This is a genomic window from Neobacillus niacini, assembly GCF_023715785.1.
Classification (GTDB): Bacteria; Bacillota; Bacilli; order Bacillales; family Cytobacillaceae; genus Neobacillus; species Neobacillus niacini_E.
On sequence record NZ_JAMBOX010000007.1, the window covers coordinates 224,243 to 249,238 of the forward strand.

Consider the following 24,996-nt stretch of genomic DNA (forward strand, 5'->3'; position numbering starts at 1 on the left):
TTATGCATAAAACTTTTTAATTCCGCTCAGCAAGCAGTCTTTCTAGTTCAGCAATTCGAACGTCCTTTGGATCAGGAAGAGTGACTGGCTGAAGATGATCAACTTGCATGACATTGTCAGGGGAACCAGCATAAACGTTTTTGTTGTTTCCCCAGCTTCCATACCAAGGGAGATGTCCAGGAGGTCTTTCTGTCACCCATCTCTCAATAAATTCTTGATATGGAACCCCTCGTTTTTTCCGCGCTTCTCTTTCTTGCTGCCTTTTCTTTATCGTGGCTTCTACATCTATGACTAGTGTTTCAGGATCGTAGACTACATGATAAATATTTTGGGAAACATAATCGGAGATAATTTGATCTTCTAAATCCTTAATGACCATATTAGGATCCCGATCAAGAACATCTCCGTATCCCCCTCCTGCTCCCTGTGTCTGCATGTAGAGTTCTCCTTCTTGCATTTGTTCAAATGCCATCCCCTTTTGACGAGTATTATAAGTTCCTCCTTCAAAAGGCTTAGTATTCATTATTTCATCGATTGAATATTCAAACAACTCAGGATGCTCTTGCATGATCTTAAACACATTCACTCCCTTTACCCTGGCTAGTGGATACACCGGGCAGCCATACCCCCCAAATAGACCACTAACCATTGGAACTCTTGAAGCAGGGGTCACTGACTGCAATCCCCAGAACGGACTTCCCTTAACTGAAACTATTTGTTGAAACCCGCTTCCGCCGCGATATTTACCAAATCCTTGATTATCCTTGAAAATTCTGCGAGATAAATGAATCCACGGTAATTCTTCTTCAAACAATTCTTGTTCTCCCTGATCTGCCATTGCGGCTGAGGTTAAATAAATGGAGTGTTCACCATCCATATCTTCCCTTGCTCCGCTTGGCATACCATTAATATCTGCCGAAATATTGCCGACTATTTCCCCATGTTGTGTAACCCCTCCATAGCCGAAACCGTCAACAGAACTATAAACTGGTGATATAATCCTCGTATAGCGCCGCTCTGCACTATATAAGAATTTCCCAAAAATTTGCTGTAATACTGAGACCATGGATTCGGCAATTGAAATAGCGAGTGCAACAGGTACATCATCTGAACCATTGACCACTGACTTCGAATGCGCTTTTATTTTAAATGAATTAATAACAGCCTGGTTGCGTGGTAAATCTGGCCAAACATAATATAAGAAGCCGACTGCAATCATACCGTGCATGACAGACAGATTAACGTTCACTGCTCGGTTCAGGAATTCAGGGCTTGAACCGCTAAAGTCAATGGAGAGCGTATCTCCCTTTTTTTCAACCTCAAGATTCACTTTGATCATGATATTTTCCCGGCCTGTGTTGTCTAGAACGAAGAAAGTTCTTACGGTTCCATCCTGCCATTCCGATATCCTCCTGCGAACCTCCTGATCTGTATCATCTAATGTTTTTCGCAACGTGGCAATGACTGCATCGACTCCGAACTCTTCAATAATTTCTTCCATTCTTTTTTGCATACGTATACATGCTGATAGTTTTGTTTTAATATCTTGAAGCATCAGCTTCGGTTCTCGGGTAGAATTTTGCAAAAATGTAACAATATCATTTCTTAAATTATATTTCTCAGCGATTTTAATTGGGGAAATAGCTAACCCTTCCATAAATTTAGATTCAGCTATTACAGGCATTCCACCCGGTTCCACAGCCCCATTTTCTCCTTCATGAATGATACAACATCCCCATGCAACCAATTCGCCCTTATGAAAAATCGGGATAAAAACACTTTGATCGGCGTTATGGACACCGCCATATCTGGCATCATTATGCATGAAGGCATCGCCAGGTCTGATACCTACATTAGGGTCCTTTCCCCAATACTTGATCGTGTACTTTAATGCATACTGACTCGATGTTGCAAATGCGGTAATCCCTTTCGTACTTCCTAAGGTCATATCTCCACTTGCTGTATAGAAGCTTGCCGTTAGATCACCCCATTTTGCTCCTGGTGCAGATCCAAGCTGCATAATCATTTCTGTTGCCTCAGTGGCAACCGCTTGAATACGACTACGGATGATGCTCATCTTTTCGTCAGAAGTGTTAGCAATAGCCTTTTTCTCCCGATCAGTAATAGGTTCTAGTCCATGATTCTCAATAATTTCCCTATCCGGCCCCCGAAAGTATGCATTATCCTGTAAGAACTTTTCCACTAATTCTTGTTCACGATTCGTTTGTGTCATCCCTGAGTCACTCCTTTAGAAAAGTATTTTTCTCTATACAGAAGCTTATCTTGACCTTTACGGTTTGATCTAGTAATCAGCGCAGATCCCTGTATACCCATTTTGAGCACCCAGCCTGGTTCAATAAGGTAGGTAGTATTCGATGAATCAATCAATGCTGGACCCTGGATTATAGTTCCCTCGGAAATCCTGTTAATATCATAGACCGGCGTCAAAATAGGCTTTTCAACATCGATAAAATAGCAGAATTGCTCCCTTACAGGGACAGGTTGTTCTCTTTTTTCTGTAATTTCTTTGTTAAAATAAATCGGTTCATGTTGTACGTAAGATATGACGCGAATGACACTTACCCGAATCCCAGCCTCAGGCATTTCACTTCCTTCACCAAAACGGGCTCTAAAGTTTTCTCTGAATGTAGAAATGATTTGGAAGACATCATCGATATTCTTTAACCGCGAGATTGGACATATAACAGAGCTTTCAATGACCTGATTCCCATACCGCATATCAAGTTCCAAACGAAATTGAATATCCCGTTCTTCAACACCCTGACGAAGCAAATCCTCTCTCCCTTTACTTTCTAATTCTTCAACAATCGCATTGATAGATTCATAGTCTTGGAATAAGCTCCGTTTGTTGACATCATAAATATTAATGTAGACATTTTTTTCGTGAATATGGAGCTGACTCATCATTCCCGCCCCCAATGCGGAGAAAATGGGGCTGAAGGGAGGGACTAAAATTTGATTAATGTCCAGTTGGTCGGCAATTCCACAGCAATGAAGTGTACCGTTTCCACCATAAGCTAAAAGAGTAAAGCTTTTTGGATCATATCCTTTTACACGTAATTCGGTCGAAATGGCATCAGCCATATTGCTATCAACTTTTTCTTTAATTTGTTTTGCGGCATCAATTATGGAAATATCCATTTCTTCACTAATATTGTCTGAAACAACGAGTTCTGACCTTTTTTTATTCAGTTTGATAGTACCACCTGCGTAATGATCTGGATCAAGGTATCCCAATAGAAGATCTGCATCCGTTACAGTTGGCTCCAATCCTCCTCTGTCGTAACAAGCAGGACCCGGATCAGAGCCAGCACTATTAGGCCCAACTTCAATCGTATTAAAGATTTTATCTAATCGTGCAATCGAGCCGCCCCCTGCACCAATAATTTTCAAATTAACCATCGGAATATTTACTAACCAACGATCAATAACAGGGTTAAAATCGTAAAAACGGGTACCATCTTTTACAACCAATCCGATATCACAGCTCGTTCCACCAATGTCCATACAAATTAATTTGTTTAATTTAAATTGTTCAGCTATCACTTCAGCTGCATCGATTCCGGCAATAGGACCAGAATTAATGGTTTGAAGTGAATGGGTTGAATTTAATTGGGCCATCCCGCCGCTGTTATGCACTACCTGCATAGGTTTGGTGTAGCCATTTTCCTTTAATGCCAATTCCAATGTACTTAGCGCATGAAACATTTGTCCATGCAAGTAAGCATCCAAAATGGTTGCGGTTGTACGAACATACTCACCTTTACGATTCACTACAAGATGAGACAAAATCACTGGGATTGCACCAAGCATATTTGAAGGATATTCCTCAATGATAATCTCTTCGATCCGTTTCTCATGAATAGGATTCGCAACAGAATTCATCAAGGAAACCACAAGAACTTGTGCCCCTCGATTAATTAGAAGTCGAACTTGTTTTCGAACATCCTCCTCATCGAGTGGCAGTAAGACCTCTCCTTTATAATCAATCCTCTCTCGTACACCTGCAATCATACGCATCGGTACAATGGGTTCAGGACGTTTTGCAGAAGGCAGGTTTGCCTGTTCTGTTGGTGTTAGTCCTTCTCCATAGCCGCGGCCACGACTAAGTGGAACGGATGATTCATATCCTGCTGTCGTTAAGAGTCCAACACTGGGACCATTTCGTTCAATCAGTGTATTGGTTCCAAGAGTAGTAGCATAGCGTACTGAGCTCACTTGTGAAAGTACAGTTCGTACCCCCAAACCTAATTTATCACACCCTTGTTTAAGGGCATCCATGAATCCAAGTGAAAGGTTATGGTGGGTAGTCAACGCTTTAGTTTCCAAATATTGGTCTTCCCAAGCAAGAAAACAATCTGTGAAGGTTCCTCCAATATCTACACTTATTCTCTTCATCATATTCGACCCCTTTCCTTAACCATATACCGTTCTTTTAAAGAATGAATATCAAACTCCATATCATAAGTAGGTGGATGTCCCGGCGGCAAATATTCCACTTCCATCATGGTCGCGCATCCCGGGCAATAATATTCAACAATTTGAACCCAAGTATGGTCTGGGGAAAATGTAAATTCATAAAGTTTAGGATCTAAAATGGGCCGATGAATTTCGCGAGGATCACGTACATACACTAGTAATCCTTCCTTATAACTCTTGTGTGCTGAACCAATCTCGTAGTTACATTTCCTGCAACACCATATATCTTTATTTAGTTCAATTTCTAAATATTCTGTCATTTTTACCTTCATTATTTCTTTCTCCTTTCATTCCGTAAGAAAATATCCTTATTTTCATTTACTAAGAATGACCAACCTTCTAGAACTCGACAAGTAAATAATGAATCCTCGATTAGCGCAGGCCCTACACCGCTTGATCCTGGGCTGATATCCTCAAATTGGTAAACAGGGACATTTCTCCAATCATTGTTTGATTGCAGGATACGCTGCTCGCGTATTGGAACGAGCTTAATGTCCGCATTTTTGTTTTCATTTACGAATGCATAATGGTCGATTGGCTTAACCACTTTTAAATGGATATGAGCTTCATCGGCATTATTGATTATATCAATATCTTCCTTTATCAATGAAAGAGGATGTAATTGTAAGGACTCGTTTTTAATAATGCCTATACTCGTTTCAATTTGACATTGAGAGAGTTCAAATCCCTCTGCAAACATATCACGTTTCGCTTTTGTCATTAAATCTTCGATTATTTCTTTTACTTCACCCTCGGTAAAATGAAGAAAAGGAATTTGATATTCATGTGCAATATCACTAAAACTAATACCGAAAGCACTGAAAACAGCAGCCTTCTGAGGCACAATGACTTCTTCAATTCCTGCTTCCTCAGCAATTCCACAAGCACTCATCGGACCGGCGCCTCCAAACGCCAAAAGTGTAACTTGTTTTGTTTCCTTTTGATAAATTTGAAGACCACTAGCGATTTTTTGGTTATATGCTTTTTCCATCTCTAGCAAAGCTTGCTCTAAACTAACTCCAAGTCGATTCGCGATCTTTTCATCTATTGCTGCACTCGCTCTCGCTTCGTCAAGCATCATTTTCCCTCCAAAATAGGAGTTGGGGTTAAATATACCCATTAAAAGATTTGCATCCGTAATCGTGGCTTCTTTTCCTCCTCGACCAAAACAAGCCGGTCCTGGAAATGCACCTACACTTTCTGGGCCAACAACCACTTGCTTTTCTTGAACCTTAAAAATGGAGCTTCCTCCTGCACCAATACTTAATAAATCCCCAAGGCGATAGGATGTTTTAATTCCTTCAATTTTCCCATAAATTTCCTCTTTGACTTTTTCAGCTTGTATTAAGGACACGTCAGATGTCGTTCCACCGATATCAAGTGCTAACACTGCTGGGATTTGGTATTGCTGGGCCATTACCTTCGCACCCTCCATCCCTCCACGTGGGCCAGAACCATATGTTTTAATCGCTGTGGTCTTTGCCACTCTAGTTGAATTTCCATCATTATGAAAAATTAACAAAGGATTTTTTGCTCTTGCATTTCGCAAGACATTTTCTGCGTTATAGAGGAATTGTTCCATGGACGGATGTAGAAATGAGTTGGTTAAGGCACTCCAAGTTCTTCTTTTATCATTTTGATCTTCTGTCATTTCGTGGGAAAATAAAACAGGAATTGCTCCTAACAGATGTCGAGGGTACTTTTGTAAAATGATCTTTCGAATTTTGCGTTCGGCTGCAATTAGATCCTGTCCGCTCATACTAACCACTAACCGATTTGCACCGAGGGATAGGAGTTCATTTACTGCTTGCACTACACTCTTTTCCAATATGCTTTCCTCTTGTATTGGATTTACATGGACATAGCGGTTATTTACCATCGCAGCGAACATATCTTGCTCTTCCCTATTTTCAGCGATGCTGATTATGTCTATTTCTTCACTTACGATTAAGCCAAGGCGAGGACCTTTTTTCTGAACAATGGCATTCGTTCCAGCTGTTGTAGAATAACGAATATATTCTGTTTCCGAAAATAGCTTTTGCAGATTTTCCTCTCCGTACAATTCTTTTGAACCTTGCTTTAATACATCAATAAAACACTTAGTCAAATCATAAGGCGTTGTAAAAACTTTAGATCCAATGATACGTTCGTTTTTGATTAAACAAATATCAGTAAACGTGCCTCCATTATCAATCGTAATTAACTGGCTCATTTTTATAATCACCTCGTAAAATATTTCTCAATTTGATCTTTTTTAGACTCAATGCCAAAAATAGCCACTATTAAGCAGAAATTAAGCATCACCTCATTAAAATGTGAATATGTAGTGATTTTACCTATCATTAAATCCAAGGAGGAATATGTAAGCCCTTACATATATTCACATTCTTTTTTTCAATATTCATTATATTTCATAAAATACAGCTAGTAAAATTAATATAACTTCATTTATTCCATTAATTCCATTAATTAAAATTTGTGGTGCATTTGCATAAAGTTAATATATTAAGGCTTTTTTAAAAGAAATCATCTTTTAGTTTCTTTGGATTTAAAATCGATTATCTATCAATTTTTCTAAAAGATTAGATAAACATATACTTATTTTACAATCGTGATAATCAATAATAACATTAAATTGTAAGAATTTCCTGATTATTTATACACCATGAACAGGACAACGAATTGGATCCTAATATCTAAAGTACCTAAAGTATTTAGTCTATAAAATTAATTCTAGGGAGGTAATGTAAATGAATGAAACGCATGTGAAACTTTCTAATTTTGACGCAGTCGTTGTTGGAGCAGGATTTGCGGGCATGTATATGCTTCATCGACTACGGGAGGCTGGATTTTCAACTCGGGTTTTTGAATCGGGTGCCGGCGTAGGCGGCGTTTGGTATTGGAACCGGTATCCCGGAGCACGTTGTGATGTTGAAAGTATTTACTATAATTATATGTTCTCAGAAGAACTTTATAAAGGATGGACATGGACACATAAATATCCTGATCAAACAGAAATATTAAACTACTTAAATTACGTAGCAGATACCCTAGATTTACGCAGGGATATTCAATTCGAAACAAAAATTACTTCTGCACATTATGATGAAGCAAACAAGCAATGGAACATTAAAACAGACAAAGGAAACAGCTTAACAGCGAAATACTTCATTACAGGGGTTGGTTGCATTTCTGCCTCTCATATCCCGAAATTTACGGGACTAGATTCATTTAAAGGAGAATGGTATCACACTGCTCACTGGCCACATAAAGATGTAAATTTCAAGAATAAGAAAGTAGGTATTATTGGAACCGGATCAAGCGGGATCCAGGCGATTCCTGTAATAGCGAAAAAAGCTGCGCATCTTACCGTTTTTCAACGCACACCACAATACAGTTTACCAGCTAGAAACCAGCCACTTGACCCAGAATATGTTCAAAACATTAAAGAACGCTTCCAGGAAATTAGGAAAGATGCACGTGCGTCTAGAAATGGTTACTCTCTGAACGCAACAACGCTATCAACCCAAGAAGTTACACATGAAGAAAGGGAAAAAAAATACGAGGAATTATGGCAAATGGGTGGTGTGGGTGTTGTACAGTTAGCCTTTAACAACATACTCACTAATGAAGCTGCAAATGAAACTTGCGCAAATTTTGTCAAAAAAAAAATTCAGGAAATAGTGAAAGACCCTGTTATTGCAGAAAAATTAAGCCCTACTTATCCTATTGCAGCAAAAAGAATTGTACTGGATACAGATTACTATGAAACTTACAATCGAGATAATGTGACATTAGTAGATGTAAAAAAGGCTCCAATCATAGAAGTGACACCAAAGGGGTTAAGAACAACAGATGAAGAATACGATCTTGACATCCTCATTTTCGCAACTGGATTTGATGGCATGACTGGTCCTTTGTTGAGAATGGATATCCGAGGGAAAGATGGTGTTTCATTGAAGGAAAAATGGGAAAATGGTTCGCAGACGAGAACATATCTAGGAATAGCAAATGCAGGATTCCCAAATTTCTTCATGATCACTGGACCAGAAAGCCCTTCTGTGTTAGGAAATGTCCCCGTTGCAATTGAACAGCATGTAGATTGGATTGCAAATTGCTTAGAATATCTTAAAGCAAATAGGATCGAAACCATTGAAGCATCAAAGGAAGCTGAAGAAAAATGGAGCAGGCATTGCCAAGAGGTAGCTCAAAACACTCTTTATGTGAAAACAGACTCCTGGTATACGGGCGCTAACATTGAAGGGAAACCGAAACGATTTCCAATTTATGCAGGTGGATATGGAACATATCGGGAAATATGTGATGAAATAGCCATAAAAAATTATGAAGGCTTTATTTTTGTCGGAGTGCCACTTGAACAGAATTAGAACCTTTCATATAAAATAACTTAAAATAACTCGCTTGTCATGATACCCTCATTGTTTTTAACATCCTAAGTTTTCCGGAAGTTGACGGTACTACCTGTCCGAAATTAGACGAGTATAATGACCTCGTGTAATTTCGTAGATGGGAAAAAGACGTCAATCCAAATGGAAAACGTAAATTTGTCACTTCAGACTATCTGAAAGCATTACATCGCGAACTAGACGGCTCCAAATCGAAACCTGGGAAGCCGTAGGATCTACATTCACATCAGTCCCAGACCCTCCAGGTGATATTGCCGAGTACACGATTTAGGTCTACCCGTTTCCAATCATGTTCAAAGCTGTGCTTAGACTTGAACCCGAGCTTGCTTGTAACGAGTCGCTCAACAATGCTGCTCCCGCCCGACAGCTATCACCTGCCAAGTGGACGCGATACAACACACAAAATCTATCGTGATGCTGCACATTCATCACGATTGTTGTATCCGATTATTCCAAAGTTATCTGCGATCGCAAATAGGATATCGGTTACACAACATTATCTAATAGCGTTCTCTTAAAAGCAAAAACTCACAAACTTTGTTAAAAAATTGTTTGTGAGTTTTTTTCCAATTAAAGACACTTTAAATGGTAGATAAAGCTCTTCGAAATCAAAAGTTAAGTGGTAATCTGTTAGTTCTTATCGTAACGGAAAACTATTATGGTAGCATCGCTTAAAAAAGGTTACAGATCATTTACTTTTGTCTTAGCCTCCTCAACACATAAAGGCAGTTTGGGATGTGTTTCTGCAACTACAAATTCCTATAGTTTTTCAAATCACTTAAATACTATTTTTAATGACTCTTTCAATTTGCAAAATAAGAGCAATAAACTCATTATTATCATGGTAAATTTTTTGTTGTGAATGTGCTGTATTATTTCTCAGTTTTTCAATCTTTTTAAAAAAATCTCTACATTGACTTTTGGATTCAAATCCTAATTTATCAACCATCTCTAGTGTTTTTTGTACAATGGTACCTTTATCGCCAAGCTGAGTATTATCCAATAATGTTAGAGCCTCATTATTTTCCATTCTTGTATCCATTAATTTCTTGGCCATATCTAATCTGGATTCTGAAAGCAAAGGGATCCAGCTTTCATTTGGATAATATTGTTTAATCAAAGCTATCAAATACATTTCCAATAATGAAATTAAGCTGAATGCCAGCATTCTGATGGGCTGTTTTTGTAAATCGGCTACGGTTACTATTTTAGATACGCTATTTCTTTCAAGAATAAAAATGAATTCCTTGTCTTGAAATATATCAAGTAATTCAATCAAAGAAGTGGAATCCGAGATCAGATTATCCGCACTAAATTTTCTAACAAAGTTTTCAATTTTTTGATCATCACTATTTAAATCATCTCTTTTTACAAATCCGATTACCCTGTCTTTTTCTCTTACTCCAAAGATATCATAATCTTTTCTTATCATTGTATTTTTTACATCGCTTGCATGATCATCTACACTACATGTAATTAAATTTTCTGCAAGCAATTCTACAGTTAAATTATTCTCATATATATATCTAAGTTTCTCGTAACCACTCATGGCAACTAATTTCATTTTTACCACTTCCCATTCACGATTTCCTGTCCTGGTTGAAGAATCTCTACACCTTCAATTTGCTATATTTTTTATTGGGATAACATTTTAACCAAATTGTACCAAGTAACACCGCCATGCTCCGAGTTTGATACTCCCATGTTGATATATCCAAATTTTTCATAGAAGCCAATTAGGTCTTCCTTGCAGGTAAGTGTAATAGTCTTACGGTTTTTTGATTTTGCGGAGTCTTCCAGATGAGCAAGTAAGGCAGCTGCCACACCTCGTGTTTGAAAATGCGGCGTAACTGCTATTCCAAGAACACTTTGATGTCCGCCGGTCAGTGGATTATCCTTGATTTCCCGAAACAAGTCATCCGTAATAAAAGGTGTTTCAATAACAGGTCCATTAACAAACCCCACAATTACACCATTCACTTCAGCCACAAAGAAACTATCGGGTATTAACGCAATGCGTTTTTCAAACGCTTCTGTTGTAGCAGCCTCTTCTGCTGGGAAACATAAACTCTCTATGATGGTAATCTCATGCAGATCTTCGATTTTTACATTACGGATATTCAGCATTTCTACTTTGCCTCCAGAATTTAAATAGTTTCTCCCTGCTCAAATGTACTTGCCTTCGATAGGTAAAAACTTCAAATAAGAAATATCAATCTACTTCGTCATTGGTTATGACTATATTCTACTATATTATTGGTTTGTACGTTACAACAAGTGCAGCAAAACATGATAAAGCAACACATAAAATCTGTGATTAAAAAATTGGGTGCGACAAATAGGAATCAAGCTATTGCTGAACTTATTAAGCGAGGAATTATTTAGTCTAACCATCAGTATACTCAAATGACAACTCTATTTTATAATGTAAATCCTCTGTATATAACCTGCTAATATTATCTACTTAATAAAGAATAAAAGGCAGAATCCTAAGTCGGATTTCTGCCTTTTATTTTGTCACTTTGCTCTTATAATTGATATTAACTTAGTAAACTATTAATGCCCAGTCACCATTAGTCCAATCTGTGATAATAAGGCACTTCCTACATAGGTGCCAATGAAAACAAATACGGCGACGATTGCGACCTTCCAGGAGGTTTTTCGCAAATCAGCCAGCCGGTCCACGACAGAGATTCCCGCAAACGTCAATATCGGGGTGGTGATCGATAGGAAATCAACCGCCGAAATAGCTTTTATGAACGTATCAGAAAGCATGCAACTTACCAAAGAGGTGATCGAAACCCAGCCTAATACAGGGAAATTCTGGATGAATCCGATTGGCACTTTTTTAGCCAAATCGGAAATCACGATTCCCACCATCGAAAAGAGCCAGAGAACAAGCAGCCCCCAAATGGTCATCGATGAAACTGGCGTTGATTCGGGATTTTTTAGCAATTTGATCTCTTGGGTAAACAAAATCAGTCCAACACTCATGAATACAACTAAACCAAATTTCACATATTTATTTAAGCTGCTTTTTTCCATGGTTTTTCACCTCTTACCATTAATTTATACATCAATTGCTGCAATGGGACCGCAAGGAATACCATTGTAAACGTTCCTAAGAAGCTCGTTAACAATTGACTGGCGGATGCATAAGCAATAATCGTGCTTTCCATTCCCGGCATCGATGCCGCCAATGACGAAGACGCTGCTGTCATCATACTGCCGGAGCCCATTCCTGAAGCCATTGCCAACGCCTCGACTCTAAAGCCCAAATGCAGCATGATTGGGGCAAAGATGCTAAAGAACACAGCACCGAATAACGTTCCGATAATGTATAAGGATAAAACACCGCGGCCTTCGTCCGAATCAAGCGTATATTTTTCAGAAATGTACGCAAGCTCTCCTTCCCGTCCCAATCCTAATGTGGCACCGATTGCTTCACGCCTTAGACCCAAGAATATCGCTACAGGCAGTCCCAAAAGTACTGTACCCAAGTTACCTATTTCCTGAATTAAAAAAATCCAGCCAATCTGCAAAATTTCCTGCAGCTTAGGGGCCACATCAGCCCCATATCTCGCCATCAACGGCAGCATGATAAAAATAAGGTACTTGCCGGCAAAAGACACGTTTTTTTCACTATAAATCTTTTTAAATATCCCTTTTCGAAAAATGGCCATGCCGAGTACCATCGTAATCAGAATGGCAAACACAAGCGGCAATAAATTAATCGCGATCGGGCCAAGCGGAATCCGTTGAAAGCCGATAAATTCAGCAATCGTAATAACGGCAAGTGCAAAAATAAGGAATAAAATAAAATTCTTTTTCATTTCTATGATGCCCCTATTCGTTGATAGATTGTATTAATGTTTCATAGTCTTCGTAAGTTCGTTTGTACAGCTTATTTTGATTGATGTTTCCATTCATTTCATCGAAAACCCGAACTAAAAATCTTGGGAATATTTCAAAAATATATTCCGGATCAATGTCAATGAAATCGTCCCCATGAATGGTCCCCGTAAATCCGCTATAGCCAATTTGGATGCATGGGAACAGATAGGACAGGTCACCAATATCACCGGCTGCGCTGATTGGGGTATCTTTTTTGATTGCCTTGATCTCCTGGTTGTTCTCAAATGCTTGAACGACAAATTCCGTCAAGTAACGGTCCTGGATAAATGGCAGGTAGCCCATCTGCGTTTTGATGGATACCTCCCCTTGCAGAGCTATTGCGCTCCCTTTTGCGGCGTCATCCATTTTGATGGCCGCTTCCTTCATATAGTCAACTGACTGGGTACGCAAATCACTTCCGACCGTTATTTGATTGGGAATGACGTTGGTGGTCATATCCGATTCCATCACGATTGGGTTGATGCGAACCATTTCCGAGTCCTTGAGCTGCTGGCGGCTTAGTCCCAACGCCACATTAAACAAGGTGGACATGCTATAGGCATTTTTCGCCGAGAATGGATCAAATCCGGCATGAGCCGCTTTCCCATGAAAGGTATATTTTTTATATAGGAATCCCGCCAAGTCACAATTGACTTCTATGGTCCGCTCTGGGAATTCGCCGCCCATAGAGTGAACACAAATGCCAGCGTCAATATCATCAAAGACACCCAGTTTCATTGCTTCCGGCTTGCCACCATAATAGGAGATTTCGCCCCTCGCCAGCAATTCATCCCGAAAAGCCAAATCCAAATACTCTTCAGCCGGGACAAAAATAAACGCCAGATTAAAATCGTACTGTTGATAGGCTTCTGTTTGAATGAAATAGTTATATAATGCCAGAGCGATGGCTACCTGTGTATAATGGCCGCAGTTATGGGCCGCACCAGTCTGTTTGTCCGCCCACCTATGTGAAGGCGCATAAACAGCGTCAAGCTCTGCAATGAAAGCAATCGTAAAAGGTTTGTCTGATGTTAACTTTGTCTTCAAGCCCGTTTTGCTGAATTCCTCCAATTCAATCTGCGGATTCACCTTTTTTAAAAAGTCAACGACCGTTTGTTTGGTTTTATATTCCTTATATCCAAGCTCCGGATTCGCAAAAATCGTTCTGGCAATCGCTTGGATTTCTGCGTATTGCTCTTTGAATACCATAATTCCACTCCTATTTTTCGACAATTTCCACTTCCTTATATTAAAGCGACGAAGCGATCTAGTCAACCCAAAATGCGAACATTTTTATTAATATAGGTATAATTATTCGTATTTCACTCTATAAAGGAAATAATTATTTCTAATTTATAACTTTTGTACGCAAAAATATGGAATTCACTATAAAATATCTGTTATATGTTCTATCTCATCCGCCAACGTACCTAATCAACTATGATTTATAAGAATAAACAGCTCTAGTATTCTCGTACAAAAAAGAAAAAAGCCACCAAATTAGCAGCCTTCTAAACTTTTACCCCTGTTTGTTTATTGTAATTTAAAAGAAATAGCGTTTTTAGGACAGTTATCAACACATGTCCCGCATCAGATACACTCATGATCATCCATTTGAACTTTTTTTACTTTCTCTGAGACTTTTAGACTCATAGGGCAACTCTTATCACAAATGTGACAGTTTATACATAACTCTTTATTGGATTGTAACCTCAGTCTTTTAATATGGAGGAGATTTCCAATTTTCATCCCAATTACTAGGAATGGTGCCATCCAACAAAAATAATGGCAAAAGATTCTTTTTCCAAAAATAATAGAAGGAATAAAAATTAGGAAGACCACTCCATAATAAACGACATAGTCGTATATATTGGCTATTGATATTCCATGGTCAGTCATATAGAAAAAATCGACTGTCAATTCGTGCTTTCTAAATAGAAAACAAAACACAATACCAATAATCCACAAAATCCAAATGACATACTTGATATTATTTTTCCAACCCTGCGAGGGTGGTTTATCATTAATAAGACTACCGCATTCTTGAATTCCACCCGCTGGACACAAATATCCACAAAATAGTCTTCCTAAGAAAATAGAACTTATTAACATGGCGATAAATACAATAAAACTACCAGTCACTACTCCATCGATCGCACCTAAAATGATCAGCTCTGGTGAAAAATACCATATGGTGATTGGAAATAACAACATGGAACTTATTAAGACCAATTTTCTAACATTTTGTCTTTTCATCATTTGTTCCCCCAACACGATATAAGGTTATGCTCACGGAATCACAAATATAAGCAAAAACTTTCATGTCTTTAAAGTGAGTACCAAGCTATATATAAAAAGTACTTAATGCGTAAGTTGTGCGGCCTTTAAATGCTGAATGTGTATGCCAATATGCCCTACACCTATGATGACAGCAGATGCGATCAGCCAAACCACTTTCCCATAAATACCTAATAGGAGAAAAGCCAAAACTGGTAAACTGGCACCAGGGACGGGAATTCCGTAAAAACTCAGGTAAAAATTTCTTTCAGTATGCTCATTTTTAAAATATCGAATCCAACTCATTTCATAGAAAATCATCAGAAAAAATGAGGCAATCAGCCACCAACTCCATGCTGAAAACGGCGCAATTTTGAAATCACTAAAAATCAGGATACTCACGGTGCAGCATACTTGGCCAGCACGTTCAAACAATAATAATATTTTATTTTCAATAGTGGTGTCGTAGTCGATTGGCTTATTCCTGCTCCAGATGATAATTGGAATCCATAGCATCAATAAATAGATCAGGCCAACATAAGAAAACCCTAAATGACCTACCATAAAAATACCTTCTGAAAAATTAGTACTTTCCTAACAATTTAACATTTTTTCACTTTATTGATTCGAGCTAGTTCCCCCCAATATTTTTTTTGCATATTCACACCATTCCAGATATGCCTCATAGATCTGTTTCCCAAAAGTGGCTGTCAGCAAAAAGTATTTATGGTCATCCTCTTCATCCTGAATTTCCGTGAGTTTTTGTACAGCACCTTCAAGAGAAGGTAAATCATTTTTTATTTTTGATTCGAAATTATGTATATGCTCCAAAGTAAGGCTAGGCCCTATTTTACCGCCAAAGAACACTTTCATTAGGGTCTCGTATCGTAATTCATCTTTGGTCACTGGAAGAACAAGCCACTGTTTTAGAAGTTCTTTGCCGGCAGCTGTTATCGTATAAAGCATTTTATCTCTGCCATTTTCTGTTATATCAAGCTTGGTTACCAAGCCATCCTGGACTAGGGAATTGAGCGTTGGGTAAATGCTTCCATAGCTTGCACTCCAGAAAAATTTGAAGGTTGTATCCATTCTTTTTTTTATTTCATATCCAGTCAAAGATTCATGACTTAACAATCCAAGGATCACAAAATTCATCTTTTTTTCATTTGCCATTTCCATCCTCCTTTATCTGCCTCATAAACTGTACATATATCACCTTGATACATACAATATATATCAATCTGATATATCTGTCAAGAAATGGATAATGGTTGGTTTTAGCATGTTTATCGAAACCTCATTTCACCACAAAAAGACCGAAGTCATTCATGATCTTCGGTCAGGGTTGGGGGTATACTAATTTATTTTTAAATTCTATATTCTAAGAGTTGAAAATTCCTGCCTTTAATTTTTAATCGTTACAACTTTATGCCATGCCACTTTTTCAAATGCTCCGCATGGGTGGATAAATAAGAATGCGGATCAAATAGTTTGTCATAATACTCTAAATCTAGATGGTGCACCTGTAAGTACATTAATGAATAAACCGAAGGGATGGTTGCCGGAAATTTCCCGAAGGTATCATACATGTATTGAGCCTGGAGGGCAATGATTTCTTTAAATTCTTCATCATGTACTTGTGCACTGCTGCGCACGAATGACGGATTCTTCCAAATCCCCTTTGTTTCCGGATGAAATGGTCCGCCCTTCCCAAATTTACGTTCCACTAATGCTTCAACTGCATCTCTCATCGTCGGATAATGTGGAGGTGTATACGAAGTAAATACCCCTTCAAGTCCTGTTGGATTAGGTATGGCCCAACGTTCATCTGTATCATAGCGGAAGCCAAGACCGGGAACATCTGGATCACCACTGGCTCCTAAAACGGTTAAACGGTCAATTCCATCGAACATCCAGCCTCCGAGTCCAATTGCTTGCTGCAACAACATGCCTGAATATGTCGCTGTGGCCAACTCAGCAGATAGTTCAGCAAGTGAATATTGATCAAGAAAGCTAAGGGGGACCGGATTATCGACATCGACAATATGTCTGTATTTCTCTAACCCTGGGATTTTTCGTTTATTTATATCATCATAGATAGCGAGCCCATTCTGAACGTAGAAGCATAAATTTAATAGCGTATGCTGGGCTAAATCCCCAACCGGAAACACCAAGAAAGTACCTGGTTTATTGGCCACCCAAGAATTATGCCCCTCCATATAGGGCTCATAATTGGGAATATGCAGGCGCTCGTCGGATAATTTCTCAATTCTTTTTTGATGTGATAGCAGAAGTTCTTTTGTAGAAAGCTGTCCATTGTCTGAGCGTTCCACTTCTGGTGCAAAATCACGGGTACGGAAAATGTAGGTCCCTGTATCATCCGTAAAAAATACTTCAGAAGTATGAAAACCAGCCGCAGAAGGATGGGTTCTCCCCGATGCCGATCCTGAATAATTGGAAAGATGAGGCTTATAACGATCATGTCTAGTAACAGAATGGTGCCAACCCGTTACACCACTGACCCCTAATAATAGTAGCAGCTTTTCTAATTTGCTTAGTGGAACGGGTTCGTGTCTAGATTTATAAGCAAGAGGTCCATCAGGAATTTCGGCGCCAAGAAAAAATCGGCGGGAACGCCGGCCAAAAAGTGCTTCAAGAAGTGGGAATTCTGATAATTCTTTTAGTAATTCTTCATTTATGTCCTCCTGAGAAAGATCAAAACCACTTTGCTTCATATTAGTCATCGTTATATTTCCTCCCCTTTATCAAAAAATTCTGTATAATTGAATTATAATTGGATAATAGAGTACTGTGAATAAAGATTATTTAATAGGGCTATAAGCAATACTTATGTCAAATCACATGTTGAAAAATGAAAAAAATGATTATGAATTCACTATATTCAAAGTCATATTGAGCCAGGTATTTTTACCTGATAAATTAGTTTCTTTCATTCCTTATAATAGGATTATGCAAGTCTTAAACTAAAAATGACTGAACCTGCTGTCACATGTCCAGTCTAGAAATAGATCAAAAAGTAGTGCCAGGCACTCCCATTTTTCTGAATCGTGCTAACAGATTAATCGTCAATTTAAGCTTGGACAAATTGAAATCCTTCAAGGCATCCAAACCGTTGCCCAAATAGACTTTGATGCCTATCGGCAAAATATAGAAATACCCATCTTCCTTAATAGGTGGAGAATTTCCGGTTAATATATATAGTCGAGGCTTAAGAAGGAGATATAAGCGGAAATATTCCGGTTAACAGCTCTAAATAAGACAAAATCCAAAGATTTTTATAAGATAAACGGAAAAAATTCCTTTATTTTTAGGGAAATATAGGTATTTCCCGATTTAAACGGAATTTTTCCGTTTGTTTTCAACCACAGTAAAATCAACATTCAGTTTTTCCAACAGGGCTTGTTCAAGATCTGCCACACCATAGCCGATAATCGCGATATCGCTCCCCTGCTGCCGCATTTTATCGACAATGCCGACTAAAAATGCAATAGACTCAGTCAATTCAAAAAGGCTTCCCAAAGGCCAGTTACCTGACTTTTGGAAAGCCAAAACTTTCTATTATCCTGCTAAATCTTTACTAAAGAGACCCGCCTAAACATTTTACAAGCTTCTATGTTCAGCACCTGTGCGTTCGTAGCAAACCTCGCTGTTAATAATCGTCTGCTCAATCTTGACTGTCAGGATCTCATCCGGTTCTAAGGCAAAGAGATTCTTCGAATAAACGGTCATATCTGCATATTTCCCTCTGGTTAGGGTTCCCTTGACTGCTTCTTCATTCGTAGCCAAAGCACCACCATAGGTGAAAATCCGCAGGGCTTCCTCCATTGATAATTTTTCACTTGGATTGTACCCTTCATGTGTATCTGTGGGTGCCCGGCGCGTAATGGCTGCGTGAATCCCCAACAACGGCTCGACTGGTTCTACTGGAGCATCGGAGCCACCAGCACACATGATTCCTGCATCCAGCATGGATTTCCAAATGTAGGCATTATTGGCCCGCTCCCATCCGATTCGCTCTGCAAGCCATGGGAAATCTCCCACGAGAAATCGTGGCTGAATATCAGCGACAATATTTGGGCTTTTCAGGCGTGCTAACAAATCTTTTCGAAGTAACGACGTATGGATGATCCGGTCCCGATAAGCGACCGCCGGAAATTGCTGCAACGTGTTTAGCACATTTTCCAGCGCCTGATCGCCAATGGTATGCACTGCTATTGGCATATTGGCATCACGTGCTTGTTTGAACAGCTGGTACAATTCCTCCTTATTATGGATCTCACTTCCGACGTTTCCTGGATCATCCTTATAGGGAGAGGAAAGTAAGGCGGTCCGGCCGCCAAAGCTGCCATCGGCAAAGTATTTTGCAGCGCCAATCTGCAGGTTATCATTCCCATAACCGGCATACATATTGCGCTGGACAAGTTCCTCAATATGAGGATAATAGATTAATAGGTTGCACCGCAGGCCTAGTTTCTCTTGGTTCAATAGCTCGTCATACAATTGCCATGTCTGATCCAGCCCGCCAAAGGTTCGCAGATCCTCTGTATGGACACTTGTAAGACCACACTGCATCGCTAGATGGATCGCCTGTTTCAGCCCTTGTTTAAACTGCTCGTAACTTGGCTTGGGAATGTGTCTTTCTATAATTTTTGAAGCCGTTTCTAATAGTAACCCTGAAGGTTTATTTGTTACCGGATCCAGCACGACCGTTCCGCCATCCGGAATCGTCATATCTGGAGAGTAACCGGCCACTTCAAATGCCTTCGTATTGGCCAGATTGACATGGCCGCAAATTCGTGTAAGGAACACGGGGGTGTGCGGTGCTACTCGGTCGAGTTCTTCGATGCTAGGTAAAATGCCTCCCTCAAAACGGTTTTCGTCCCAGCCTCTCCCAAGAACCCACTCCCCCATCGGCGTTTGAGCAACTTGCTGTTGAATCGTTTGCAGCAGTCCATCCTTTGATTTAACATGTTCCAAATCAAGCGTCATCAATTTAGTCGCAATCGAAGAAAGATGCAAGTGACTGTCAATTAAACCAGGCGTCACCATTTTCCCATCGAGATCCTTAATGATGGCATGATGACGTCCCCAGTGCAGCAGCATATCTTCATGTGACCCCATATCGATAATCTTCCCATCGTTGACTACGACTGATTCGACTAAGGGCTGAGCCTGATCAAACGTATAAAACTGTCCATTTGTAAAAATTGTTGTCATAGAAAGCCTTCCTCCATCATCTTATATACATCGCTATCAGATGCGGTAATATCCTTCTGGGACCGCTGACTGATTCGATTAGCTGCTTCTTGAGCATTTATAATTGCTTGTTTCTCATCCACCGTTAAAAGCTTACGATCCTCCATAATAACCCGTCCATCAATGATAACCGTTTCCACTTCATGGCCTCTGGCCGAATAGACAAGGTTAGGAACAAGGTTGCGAATGGGATGAGTGAAAATGGGGCTTAATCCAGGTTCTTGTAAATTAATGATAAGGATGTCAGCTTTTTTTCCTTTCTTCAAACTTCCAATTTCGTGATCCAGTCCGATGGCCTTTGCTGATTCAATCGTAGCCAGCCTTAGAGAGAGCCATGCAGGGAACACACGGGGATCAGCTCTTTTAACCTTGTTAAAAAGAGCCGCGAGCTTCATCTCGTTGAACATGTTACTGCAATTGTTGCCAGGAGCCTGATCCGATCCAAGTCCCGCTTGCCCGCCTGCTTCTAAAAAATCCAGGATAGGCGGCACCAAGCCGTCAATAATGCTAATACTGCCTGCACAGTAAATTAACGATGCCCCTCGTTTCGCCACGAGTTCCGTTTCGGCCTTGCTTGCTTCTGTCAAGTGCACGGCCAGCAATCGGGAATCCAAGTATCCGATCTCGTCAAGAAACGGAATGGAACGCTTTCCGTACCTTTTGAGCATCTGATCCATCTCCCGCTCTCCTTGAGCCATATGCATATGAATCTTGGTATCATACTTTTCTGCCAAAGCTTTTATCTCAAGCAGAAGCTCCCTTCCCATCATATCTGCTCCCTGGGGTCCAAAAAGACAGGTGATTCGCCCATTTTCCCTGCCGTGCCATTGTTCGAACAATTGAATATTTTCTTTCAATTTTCTTTCGCCGATAGAGGGGTCAAACGGGTACAGCTCCCCTATCGGCAAATTCCCAATGTCATCTGGCAATTCGTTGACCATTTCCGTTACTCTGGCACGGGCACCGACCTGAACATAATTCTCTACAATATGGTTCATTGACAGATCATAGTCGCAAAAGGTAGTCGTCCCTGCTTTGATTCCTTCTATAATATTAACTAACGATCCGTGAAAAACTTCGTCTGCCTTGGCGTTTTTCATGAGTGGCCATAGGCCTTTTTGCATCCAGTTGGACATGTCCTGCGCCATCCCCCTGAAGATGGACATGCCTGTATGTATATGGGCATCAATCAAGCCAGGCATGACCAGTTTGCCATTGCCGTCCACGATCCGGTCTGTCTTGTATGATGCAAGAATTTCATCCGTTCTGCCTACATCGAGAATGGTATTTCCCATAATCGCAACAGCACCGTTTTCAACCATTCCGACACCTTTACCTTCCATGGTTAAAACAAAGGCATGGGTAATGATAATATCCGCTTTCAATGAAATAACCTCCGTTTCCCTCCACCCCCACGAACCGCCAACTAGCATTCCCAATCATTAACCTTGGTCAAAACGGAAAAACAGCAAGGGAAAACATTTTCCCTTGCACTGTTAATGATTCAGAACTTTAGAAAGGAAATCTTTTGCCCTTTCTGTTTTAGGGTTGGTAAAAAACTGTTCAGGTGAAGCAATTTCTACAATCTTGCCTTCTGCCATGAAGACGATTTGGTCGCATATTTCCCGTGCAAACCCCATCTCATGGGTGACGACCACCATCGTCATTCCACTAGACGCCAATTTTCGTATGGCATCTAGCACTTCTTTGATCATCTCGGGGTCCAGCGCTGAAGTAGGTTCATCAAATAGCATGACGGCAGGATCCATGGCCAAGGCTCTGGCAATGGCCACCCGCTGTTGCTGCCCACCCGAGAGCTGGCTGGGATAGGAATGACATTTTTCTCCCAAGCCGAGGGATGTCAGCAAATCCTTTGCCTTCTCCACTGCTTGTTTTTTCGGTGTCTTTTTAACTTGAATCGGGGCAATTGCCACATTCTCCATAGCGGTGAGATGAGGATATAAATTAAACGATTGAAACACAAAGCCAATTTCGGTACGCAGTTTATTTATATCCGTGCTCTTTTCGTGTACAGATATACCATCTACAATAATTTCCCCAGAATGGATAGTCTCGAGTCCATTGATGCTGCGGATCAGTGTGCTTTTTCCGGCGCCGCTAGGTCCGATAAGCGCATATACATGAGATTCCGGCACTTCCAAATTGATATTTTGTAACACATGCATGCTTCCGTAACTTTTGTTTACCTGTTTGATCTGAATCATAGGTAGTCTCTCCTTACATTTTGGTGAAAAAATGCGTTATTCCGTTACTCGATAGCGCCGCTCCAGCAGATTGATGAGCTGAGAAAGGAGAAACGTGATGCAAAAATAGATGATTGCAATCGAGGTCCACACTTCCAACGCTTTAAAAGATGTTGCCACAAGGTTTTTGGCAACCTGTGTTAGATCAATCACAGAGATGACAGAAACGAGAGAAGAATCCTTAATTAAGGTGATAAATTGAGATGCCATAGGAGGCAGCACCTTCCGAAATGCCTGTGGCAGGATGATAAAACGCATGGCTTGTATATGCGTCATTCCCGAAGAGCGCGCCGCTTCCATCTGTCCACGCGGCACCGCCTGAATACCAGCCCTGACGATTTCTGCGATAAACGCTGCAGAAAAGATTCCTAATGCGACAACACCAGACCAAAATGGCCCCAATTTTAAAAATCTCCCCAACACAAAGTACATCCACATTAACAGGACGAGCAATGGAACACCTCGAATAAATTCCACATAACTAACCGCTGCGGAAGAAAGTATTCGATTTTTCGAAACCCGGCAAAGTCCAATTAAGATTCCCACCGGAATGCTTAACAGAAGCGCGAATGCCGAGAGTTCCAACGTTGTTAGCAGTCCTTTCATTAATAAACCCCAATTATCAGTGATCACAGACCATCCTGAGCTACCCATGTTGATTTAACCCCCTATCCCGCAATCCATGCAGCAAAACATTTTTATTCTTCATCCTGAATTTCATTGATCCAGTCATTAGATTTAAACCATTTATTGACTGCTTTCTGGTCTTCCGGCCCATTTCGGTACGAATTCAAAAATGAGTTAAGCCAGTTAATAGTGGCATAATCATTTAATTGAACCGCTACACCTAGATTTTCATCAGAAAGCAGCTCATAAATCCCGCGAACGGAGTCGCTATTTCGGGTTTCATATATACGAACGGCTGGTTCGTCACCTACGACAGCATCTGCTTGCCCTTGTTTCACTGCTAAGGCAGCATTGGTATAACCCTCAAAATCAAGGACTTCTGCATTTTTAAACAACTCTTTCGCTAGGAGTGCACTGGTTGACCCTTGGGAGACAGTAATCTTTTTCCCTTTTTGATCTAAATCCTTCCAGCTCTTCGTAGTGGTATCACTTTTGGGCACTAAAATGACTTGTCCGGAAGTGTAATACGGATCAGAAAAGCTAACAGCAAGTGCGCGATCACCGCGAATCGTCATAGCCGAGATGACCATATCAATTTCTCCTGTCTGCAGAGCAGGAATAAGTCCGGTAAACTCGAAATCTCTGAATTCCACTTTGACGTTCAATGCCTTGCCAATCGCACGCCCCAGATCCATGTCATAACCAATAAACTCCCCTTTTTTATCCTTCATCTCAAAAGGCGTATACCCAGAAGATGTACCAATAACTAATTTTTTCTTATCCAAAACTTTTTGAATGGTAGAAGGACCACTTCCCCCTCCACTCGTTTCCTCCGTACAACCTGCCATCAAAGCTAATAGTAACGCCAGTAATAAGACCCATACTTTCTTCATCCATTTTCCCCCTCAATTTTTAAAATCGGGCAAATATACCCCTTTAGAAAAACTCCTTGCTTAATTTCCAATTTTTCCCTCAACATCTAAGAGTATTGTCTAACGCGAACACCTTCCACCTCCTATGTACACCACAAAGCTTGGAATAACTTTTTTCGGTAGTTTTGCATTATATAAACCAGAAGACTGGATTATATCAAAAAAGCAAAAAGAGATTTTATAAATTATTATAAACTATGAATATTCATAATTATATGCGTATTTTGATAAAAATAAATAAATTTGTATTTTTTTATTATTATTCAAAGAGAGGGAACAACTTAATGAATTGAAAGTGTCGATGATATACAGCCATAAAGTTGAATGAAAAAGCACCCTTCGCTATCCGAGCAGAAAGGTGCGGCGATACGTCTAGCTTTATTCCATTGAGAATGAGAATGATAGATAATCCTTCCTTTTAAAAAAGGATTATTCTTTAGCGAGGATTCAATTTTTGAAGGAATTTATGATCGTTTTTATCATTTTTACTGAACATTTATCTACCTTATCTTGAGTTTAATTATTTCTTTTTCATAATCTTGGGTTATAATAGGAGTAAGAAAATCATATTCTAAAAAAAGACCAAACATGCAGCCACATGTTCGGTCCAGCAATAGACGGTTCCCTCAAAGGGGATCGGCTTCCAAGCGGATGATCCACCCGAGCCTCTATGATCTGAACCCAAAAAGTTAGACACAAAAATTAGGCAGCTACCTGGGCATGAATTCGGTATTGAACTGGACTCATGCCTTTTAATTTTGCCTTAATTCGCTTGTTATTATAATAGTAAATATATTT

At 39.8% G+C, this 24,996-nt stretch carries 21 protein-coding genes and 1 pseudogene; 1 reads left to right on the forward strand and 21 read right to left on the reverse strand.

Annotated features, from left to right (window positions below; genetic code table 11):
* Positions 1-16: 16 nt before the first annotated feature.
* From M3234_RS14870 to M3234_RS14885, 4 genes are read right to left on the reverse strand one after another with little or no spacing between them, the layout of a single operon-like run.
* Positions 17-2,233 carry a hydantoinase B/oxoprolinase family protein gene (locus M3234_RS14870; RefSeq protein ID WP_262305473.1) on the reverse strand — a complete coding sequence of 739 codons (2,217 nt, stop codon included), beginning with the start codon at positions 2,231-2,233 and terminating at the stop codon, positions 17-19.
* Positions 2,230-4,422 (reverse strand): hydantoinase/oxoprolinase family protein, encoded by a 2,193-nt coding sequence (locus M3234_RS14875; protein ID WP_262305474.1) that lies wholly within the window; start codon positions 4,420-4,422, stop codon positions 2,230-2,232. Before M3234_RS14875 ends, M3234_RS14870 begins: the two co-directional genes overlap by 4 nt.
* Positions 4,419-4,772 carry an acetone carboxylase subunit gamma gene (locus M3234_RS14880; protein ID WP_262305475.1) on the reverse strand — a complete coding sequence of 118 codons (354 nt, stop codon included), beginning with the start codon at positions 4,770-4,772 and terminating at the stop codon, positions 4,419-4,421. Before M3234_RS14880 ends, M3234_RS14875 begins: the two co-directional genes overlap by 4 nt.
* Positions 4,772-6,712 (reverse strand): hydantoinase/oxoprolinase family protein, encoded by a 1,941-nt coding sequence (locus M3234_RS14885; protein ID WP_262305476.1) that lies wholly within the window; start codon positions 6,710-6,712, stop codon positions 4,772-4,774. Before M3234_RS14885 ends, M3234_RS14880 begins: the two co-directional genes overlap by 1 nt.
* Positions 6,713-7,250: 538 nt before the next feature.
* Between M3234_RS14885 and M3234_RS14890 the strand changes: the two genes are divergently transcribed.
* A complete protein-coding gene (locus M3234_RS14890) occupies positions 7,251-8,888 on the forward strand; it encodes a flavin-containing monooxygenase (RefSeq protein WP_262305477.1) in 1,638 nt (545 codons plus the stop codon).
* Positions 8,889-9,705: 817 nt separating this feature from the next.
* Here M3234_RS14890 and M3234_RS14895 read toward each other — a convergent pair.
* From M3234_RS14895 to M3234_RS14970, 17 genes and pseudogenes are all read right to left on the reverse strand, one after another.
* The gene (locus M3234_RS14895) at positions 9,706-10,491 is read right to left on the reverse strand and encodes a CBS domain-containing protein (protein ID WP_262305478.1); all 786 of its coding nucleotides are present in this window, start codon (positions 10,489-10,491) and stop codon (positions 9,706-9,708) included.
* Positions 10,492-10,562: 71 nt separating this feature from the next.
* Positions 10,563-11,054: a GNAT family N-acetyltransferase gene (locus M3234_RS14900; RefSeq protein ID WP_262305479.1), complete on the reverse strand. Its 492-nt coding sequence runs from the start codon at positions 11,052-11,054 to the stop codon at positions 10,563-10,565.
* Positions 11,055-11,483: 429 nt separating this feature from the next.
* Complete coding sequence (locus M3234_RS14905; protein ID WP_262305480.1) at positions 11,484-11,972, reverse strand: hypothetical protein; 489 nt, start codon at positions 11,970-11,972, stop codon at positions 11,484-11,486.
* Entirely contained in the window at positions 11,954-12,760 is an 807-nt protein-coding gene (locus M3234_RS14910) for a DUF3100 domain-containing protein (RefSeq protein ID WP_262305481.1), read from the reverse strand. Before M3234_RS14910 ends, M3234_RS14905 begins: the two co-directional genes overlap by 19 nt.
* A gap of 13 nt (positions 12,761-12,773) precedes the next feature.
* The gene (locus tag M3234_RS14915) at positions 12,774-14,030 is read right to left on the reverse strand and encodes a M20/M25/M40 family metallo-hydrolase (protein WP_262305482.1); all 1,257 of its coding nucleotides are present in this window, start codon (positions 14,028-14,030) and stop codon (positions 12,774-12,776) included.
* Positions 14,031-14,354: 324 nt separating this feature from the next.
* Positions 14,355-14,411: pseudogene (locus M3234_RS29680) on the reverse strand (4Fe-4S binding protein); the annotation flags it as partial.
* Positions 14,412-15,080, reverse strand: a complete 669-nt coding sequence (locus M3234_RS14920; protein WP_262305483.1) for a 4Fe-4S binding protein — start codon at positions 15,078-15,080, stop codon at positions 14,412-14,414.
* A gap of 102 nt (positions 15,081-15,182) precedes the next feature.
* A complete protein-coding gene (locus M3234_RS14925) occupies positions 15,183-15,662 on the reverse strand; it encodes a hypothetical protein (RefSeq protein WP_262305484.1) in 480 nt (159 codons plus the stop codon).
* A gap of 54 nt (positions 15,663-15,716) precedes the next feature.
* Positions 15,717-16,271: a PadR family transcriptional regulator gene (locus tag M3234_RS14930; protein ID WP_262305485.1), complete on the reverse strand. Its 555-nt coding sequence runs from the start codon at positions 16,269-16,271 to the stop codon at positions 15,717-15,719.
* A 245-nt stretch (positions 16,272-16,516) separates the two neighbouring features.
* Positions 16,517-17,842, reverse strand: coding sequence for a glycoside hydrolase family 18 protein (locus tag M3234_RS14935; RefSeq protein ID WP_262305486.1), 1,326 nt, complete (start codon positions 17,840-17,842; stop codon positions 16,517-16,519).
* 610 nt (positions 17,843-18,452) lie between these two features.
* The gene (locus tag M3234_RS14940) at positions 18,453-18,620 is read right to left on the reverse strand and encodes a hypothetical protein (RefSeq protein ID WP_262305487.1); all 168 of its coding nucleotides are present in this window, start codon (positions 18,618-18,620) and stop codon (positions 18,453-18,455) included.
* Between the two features lie 99 nt (positions 18,621-18,719).
* Complete coding sequence (locus M3234_RS14945; protein ID WP_262305488.1) at positions 18,720-20,336, reverse strand: amidohydrolase; 1,617 nt, start codon at positions 20,334-20,336, stop codon at positions 18,720-18,722.
* Entirely contained in the window at positions 20,333-21,760 is a 1,428-nt protein-coding gene (locus tag M3234_RS14950; RefSeq protein ID WP_262305489.1) for an amidohydrolase family protein, read from the reverse strand. The genes M3234_RS14945 and M3234_RS14950 overlap by 4 nt, the downstream gene beginning before the upstream one ends.
* A gap of 111 nt (positions 21,761-21,871) precedes the next feature.
* Complete coding sequence (locus M3234_RS14955; RefSeq protein ID WP_262305490.1) at positions 21,872-22,600, reverse strand: amino acid ABC transporter ATP-binding protein; 729 nt, start codon at positions 22,598-22,600, stop codon at positions 21,872-21,874.
* Between the two features lie 36 nt (positions 22,601-22,636).
* On the reverse strand, positions 22,637-23,293 hold the full coding sequence (locus M3234_RS14960) for an amino acid ABC transporter permease (RefSeq protein ID WP_262305491.1): 657 nt from the start codon (positions 23,291-23,293) through the stop codon (positions 22,637-22,639).
* A gap of 44 nt (positions 23,294-23,337) precedes the next feature.
* Entirely contained in the window at positions 23,338-24,159 is an 822-nt protein-coding gene (locus M3234_RS14965) for a transporter substrate-binding domain-containing protein (protein ID WP_262305492.1), read from the reverse strand.
* A 741-nt stretch (positions 24,160-24,900) separates the two neighbouring features.
* On the reverse strand, positions 24,901-24,996 hold a 96-nt coding region (locus tag M3234_RS14970; RefSeq protein WP_262305499.1), incomplete at its 5' end, for an IS3 family transposase.

What these genes read in the sequence shown, in the direction of transcription:
- M3234_RS14870 (WP_262305473.1), bottom strand. Translation starts at nt 2,233, where the DNA reads ATGACACAAACGAATCGTGAACAAGAATTAGTGGAAAAGTTCTTACAG.
- M3234_RS14875 (WP_262305474.1), bottom strand. Translation starts at nt 4,422, where the DNA reads ATGATGAAGAGAATAAGTGTAGATATTGGAGGAACCTTCACAGATTGT.
- M3234_RS14880 (WP_262305475.1), bottom strand. Translation starts at nt 4,772, where the DNA reads ATGAAGGTAAAAATGACAGAATATTTAGAAATTGAACTAAATAAAGAT.
- M3234_RS14885 (WP_262305476.1), bottom strand. Translation starts at nt 6,712, where the DNA reads ATGAGCCAGTTAATTACGATTGATAATGGAGGCACGTTTACTGATATT.
- M3234_RS14890 (WP_262305477.1), top strand. Translation starts at nt 7,251, where the DNA reads ATGAATGAAACGCATGTGAAACTTTCTAATTTTGACGCAGTCGTTGTT.
- M3234_RS14895 (WP_262305478.1), bottom strand. Translation starts at nt 10,491, where the DNA reads ATGAAATTAGTTGCCATGAGTGGTTACGAGAAACTTAGATATATATAT.
- M3234_RS14900 (WP_262305479.1), bottom strand. Translation starts at nt 11,054, where the DNA reads ATGCTGAATATCCGTAATGTAAAAATCGAAGATCTGCATGAGATTACC.
- M3234_RS14905 (WP_262305480.1), bottom strand. Translation starts at nt 11,972, where the DNA reads ATGGAAAAAAGCAGCTTAAATAAATATGTGAAATTTGGTTTAGTTGTA.
- M3234_RS14910 (WP_262305481.1), bottom strand. Translation starts at nt 12,760, where the DNA reads ATGAAAAAGAATTTTATTTTATTCCTTATTTTTGCACTTGCCGTTATT.
- M3234_RS14915 (WP_262305482.1), bottom strand. Translation starts at nt 14,030, where the DNA reads ATGGTATTCAAAGAGCAATACGCAGAAATCCAAGCGATTGCCAGAACG.
- M3234_RS14920 (WP_262305483.1), bottom strand. Translation starts at nt 15,080, where the DNA reads ATGATGAAAAGACAAAATGTTAGAAAATTGGTCTTAATAAGTTCCATG.
- M3234_RS14925 (WP_262305484.1), bottom strand. Translation starts at nt 15,662, where the DNA reads ATGGTAGGTCATTTAGGGTTTTCTTATGTTGGCCTGATCTATTTATTG.
- M3234_RS14930 (WP_262305485.1), bottom strand. Translation starts at nt 16,271, where the DNA reads ATGGCAAATGAAAAAAAGATGAATTTTGTGATCCTTGGATTGTTAAGT.
- M3234_RS14935 (WP_262305486.1), bottom strand. Translation starts at nt 17,842, where the DNA reads ATGACTAATATGAAGCAAAGTGGTTTTGATCTTTCTCAGGAGGACATA.
- M3234_RS14945 (WP_262305488.1), bottom strand. Translation starts at nt 20,336, where the DNA reads ATGACAACAATTTTTACAAATGGACAGTTTTATACGTTTGATCAGGCT.
- M3234_RS14955 (WP_262305490.1), bottom strand. Translation starts at nt 22,600, where the DNA reads ATGATTCAGATCAAACAGGTAAACAAAAGTTACGGAAGCATGCATGTG.
- M3234_RS14960 (WP_262305491.1), bottom strand. Translation starts at nt 23,293, where the DNA reads ATGGGTAGCTCAGGATGGTCTGTGATCACTGATAATTGGGGTTTATTA.
- M3234_RS14965 (WP_262305492.1), bottom strand. Translation starts at nt 24,159, where the DNA reads ATGAAGAAAGTATGGGTCTTATTACTGGCGTTACTATTAGCTTTGATG.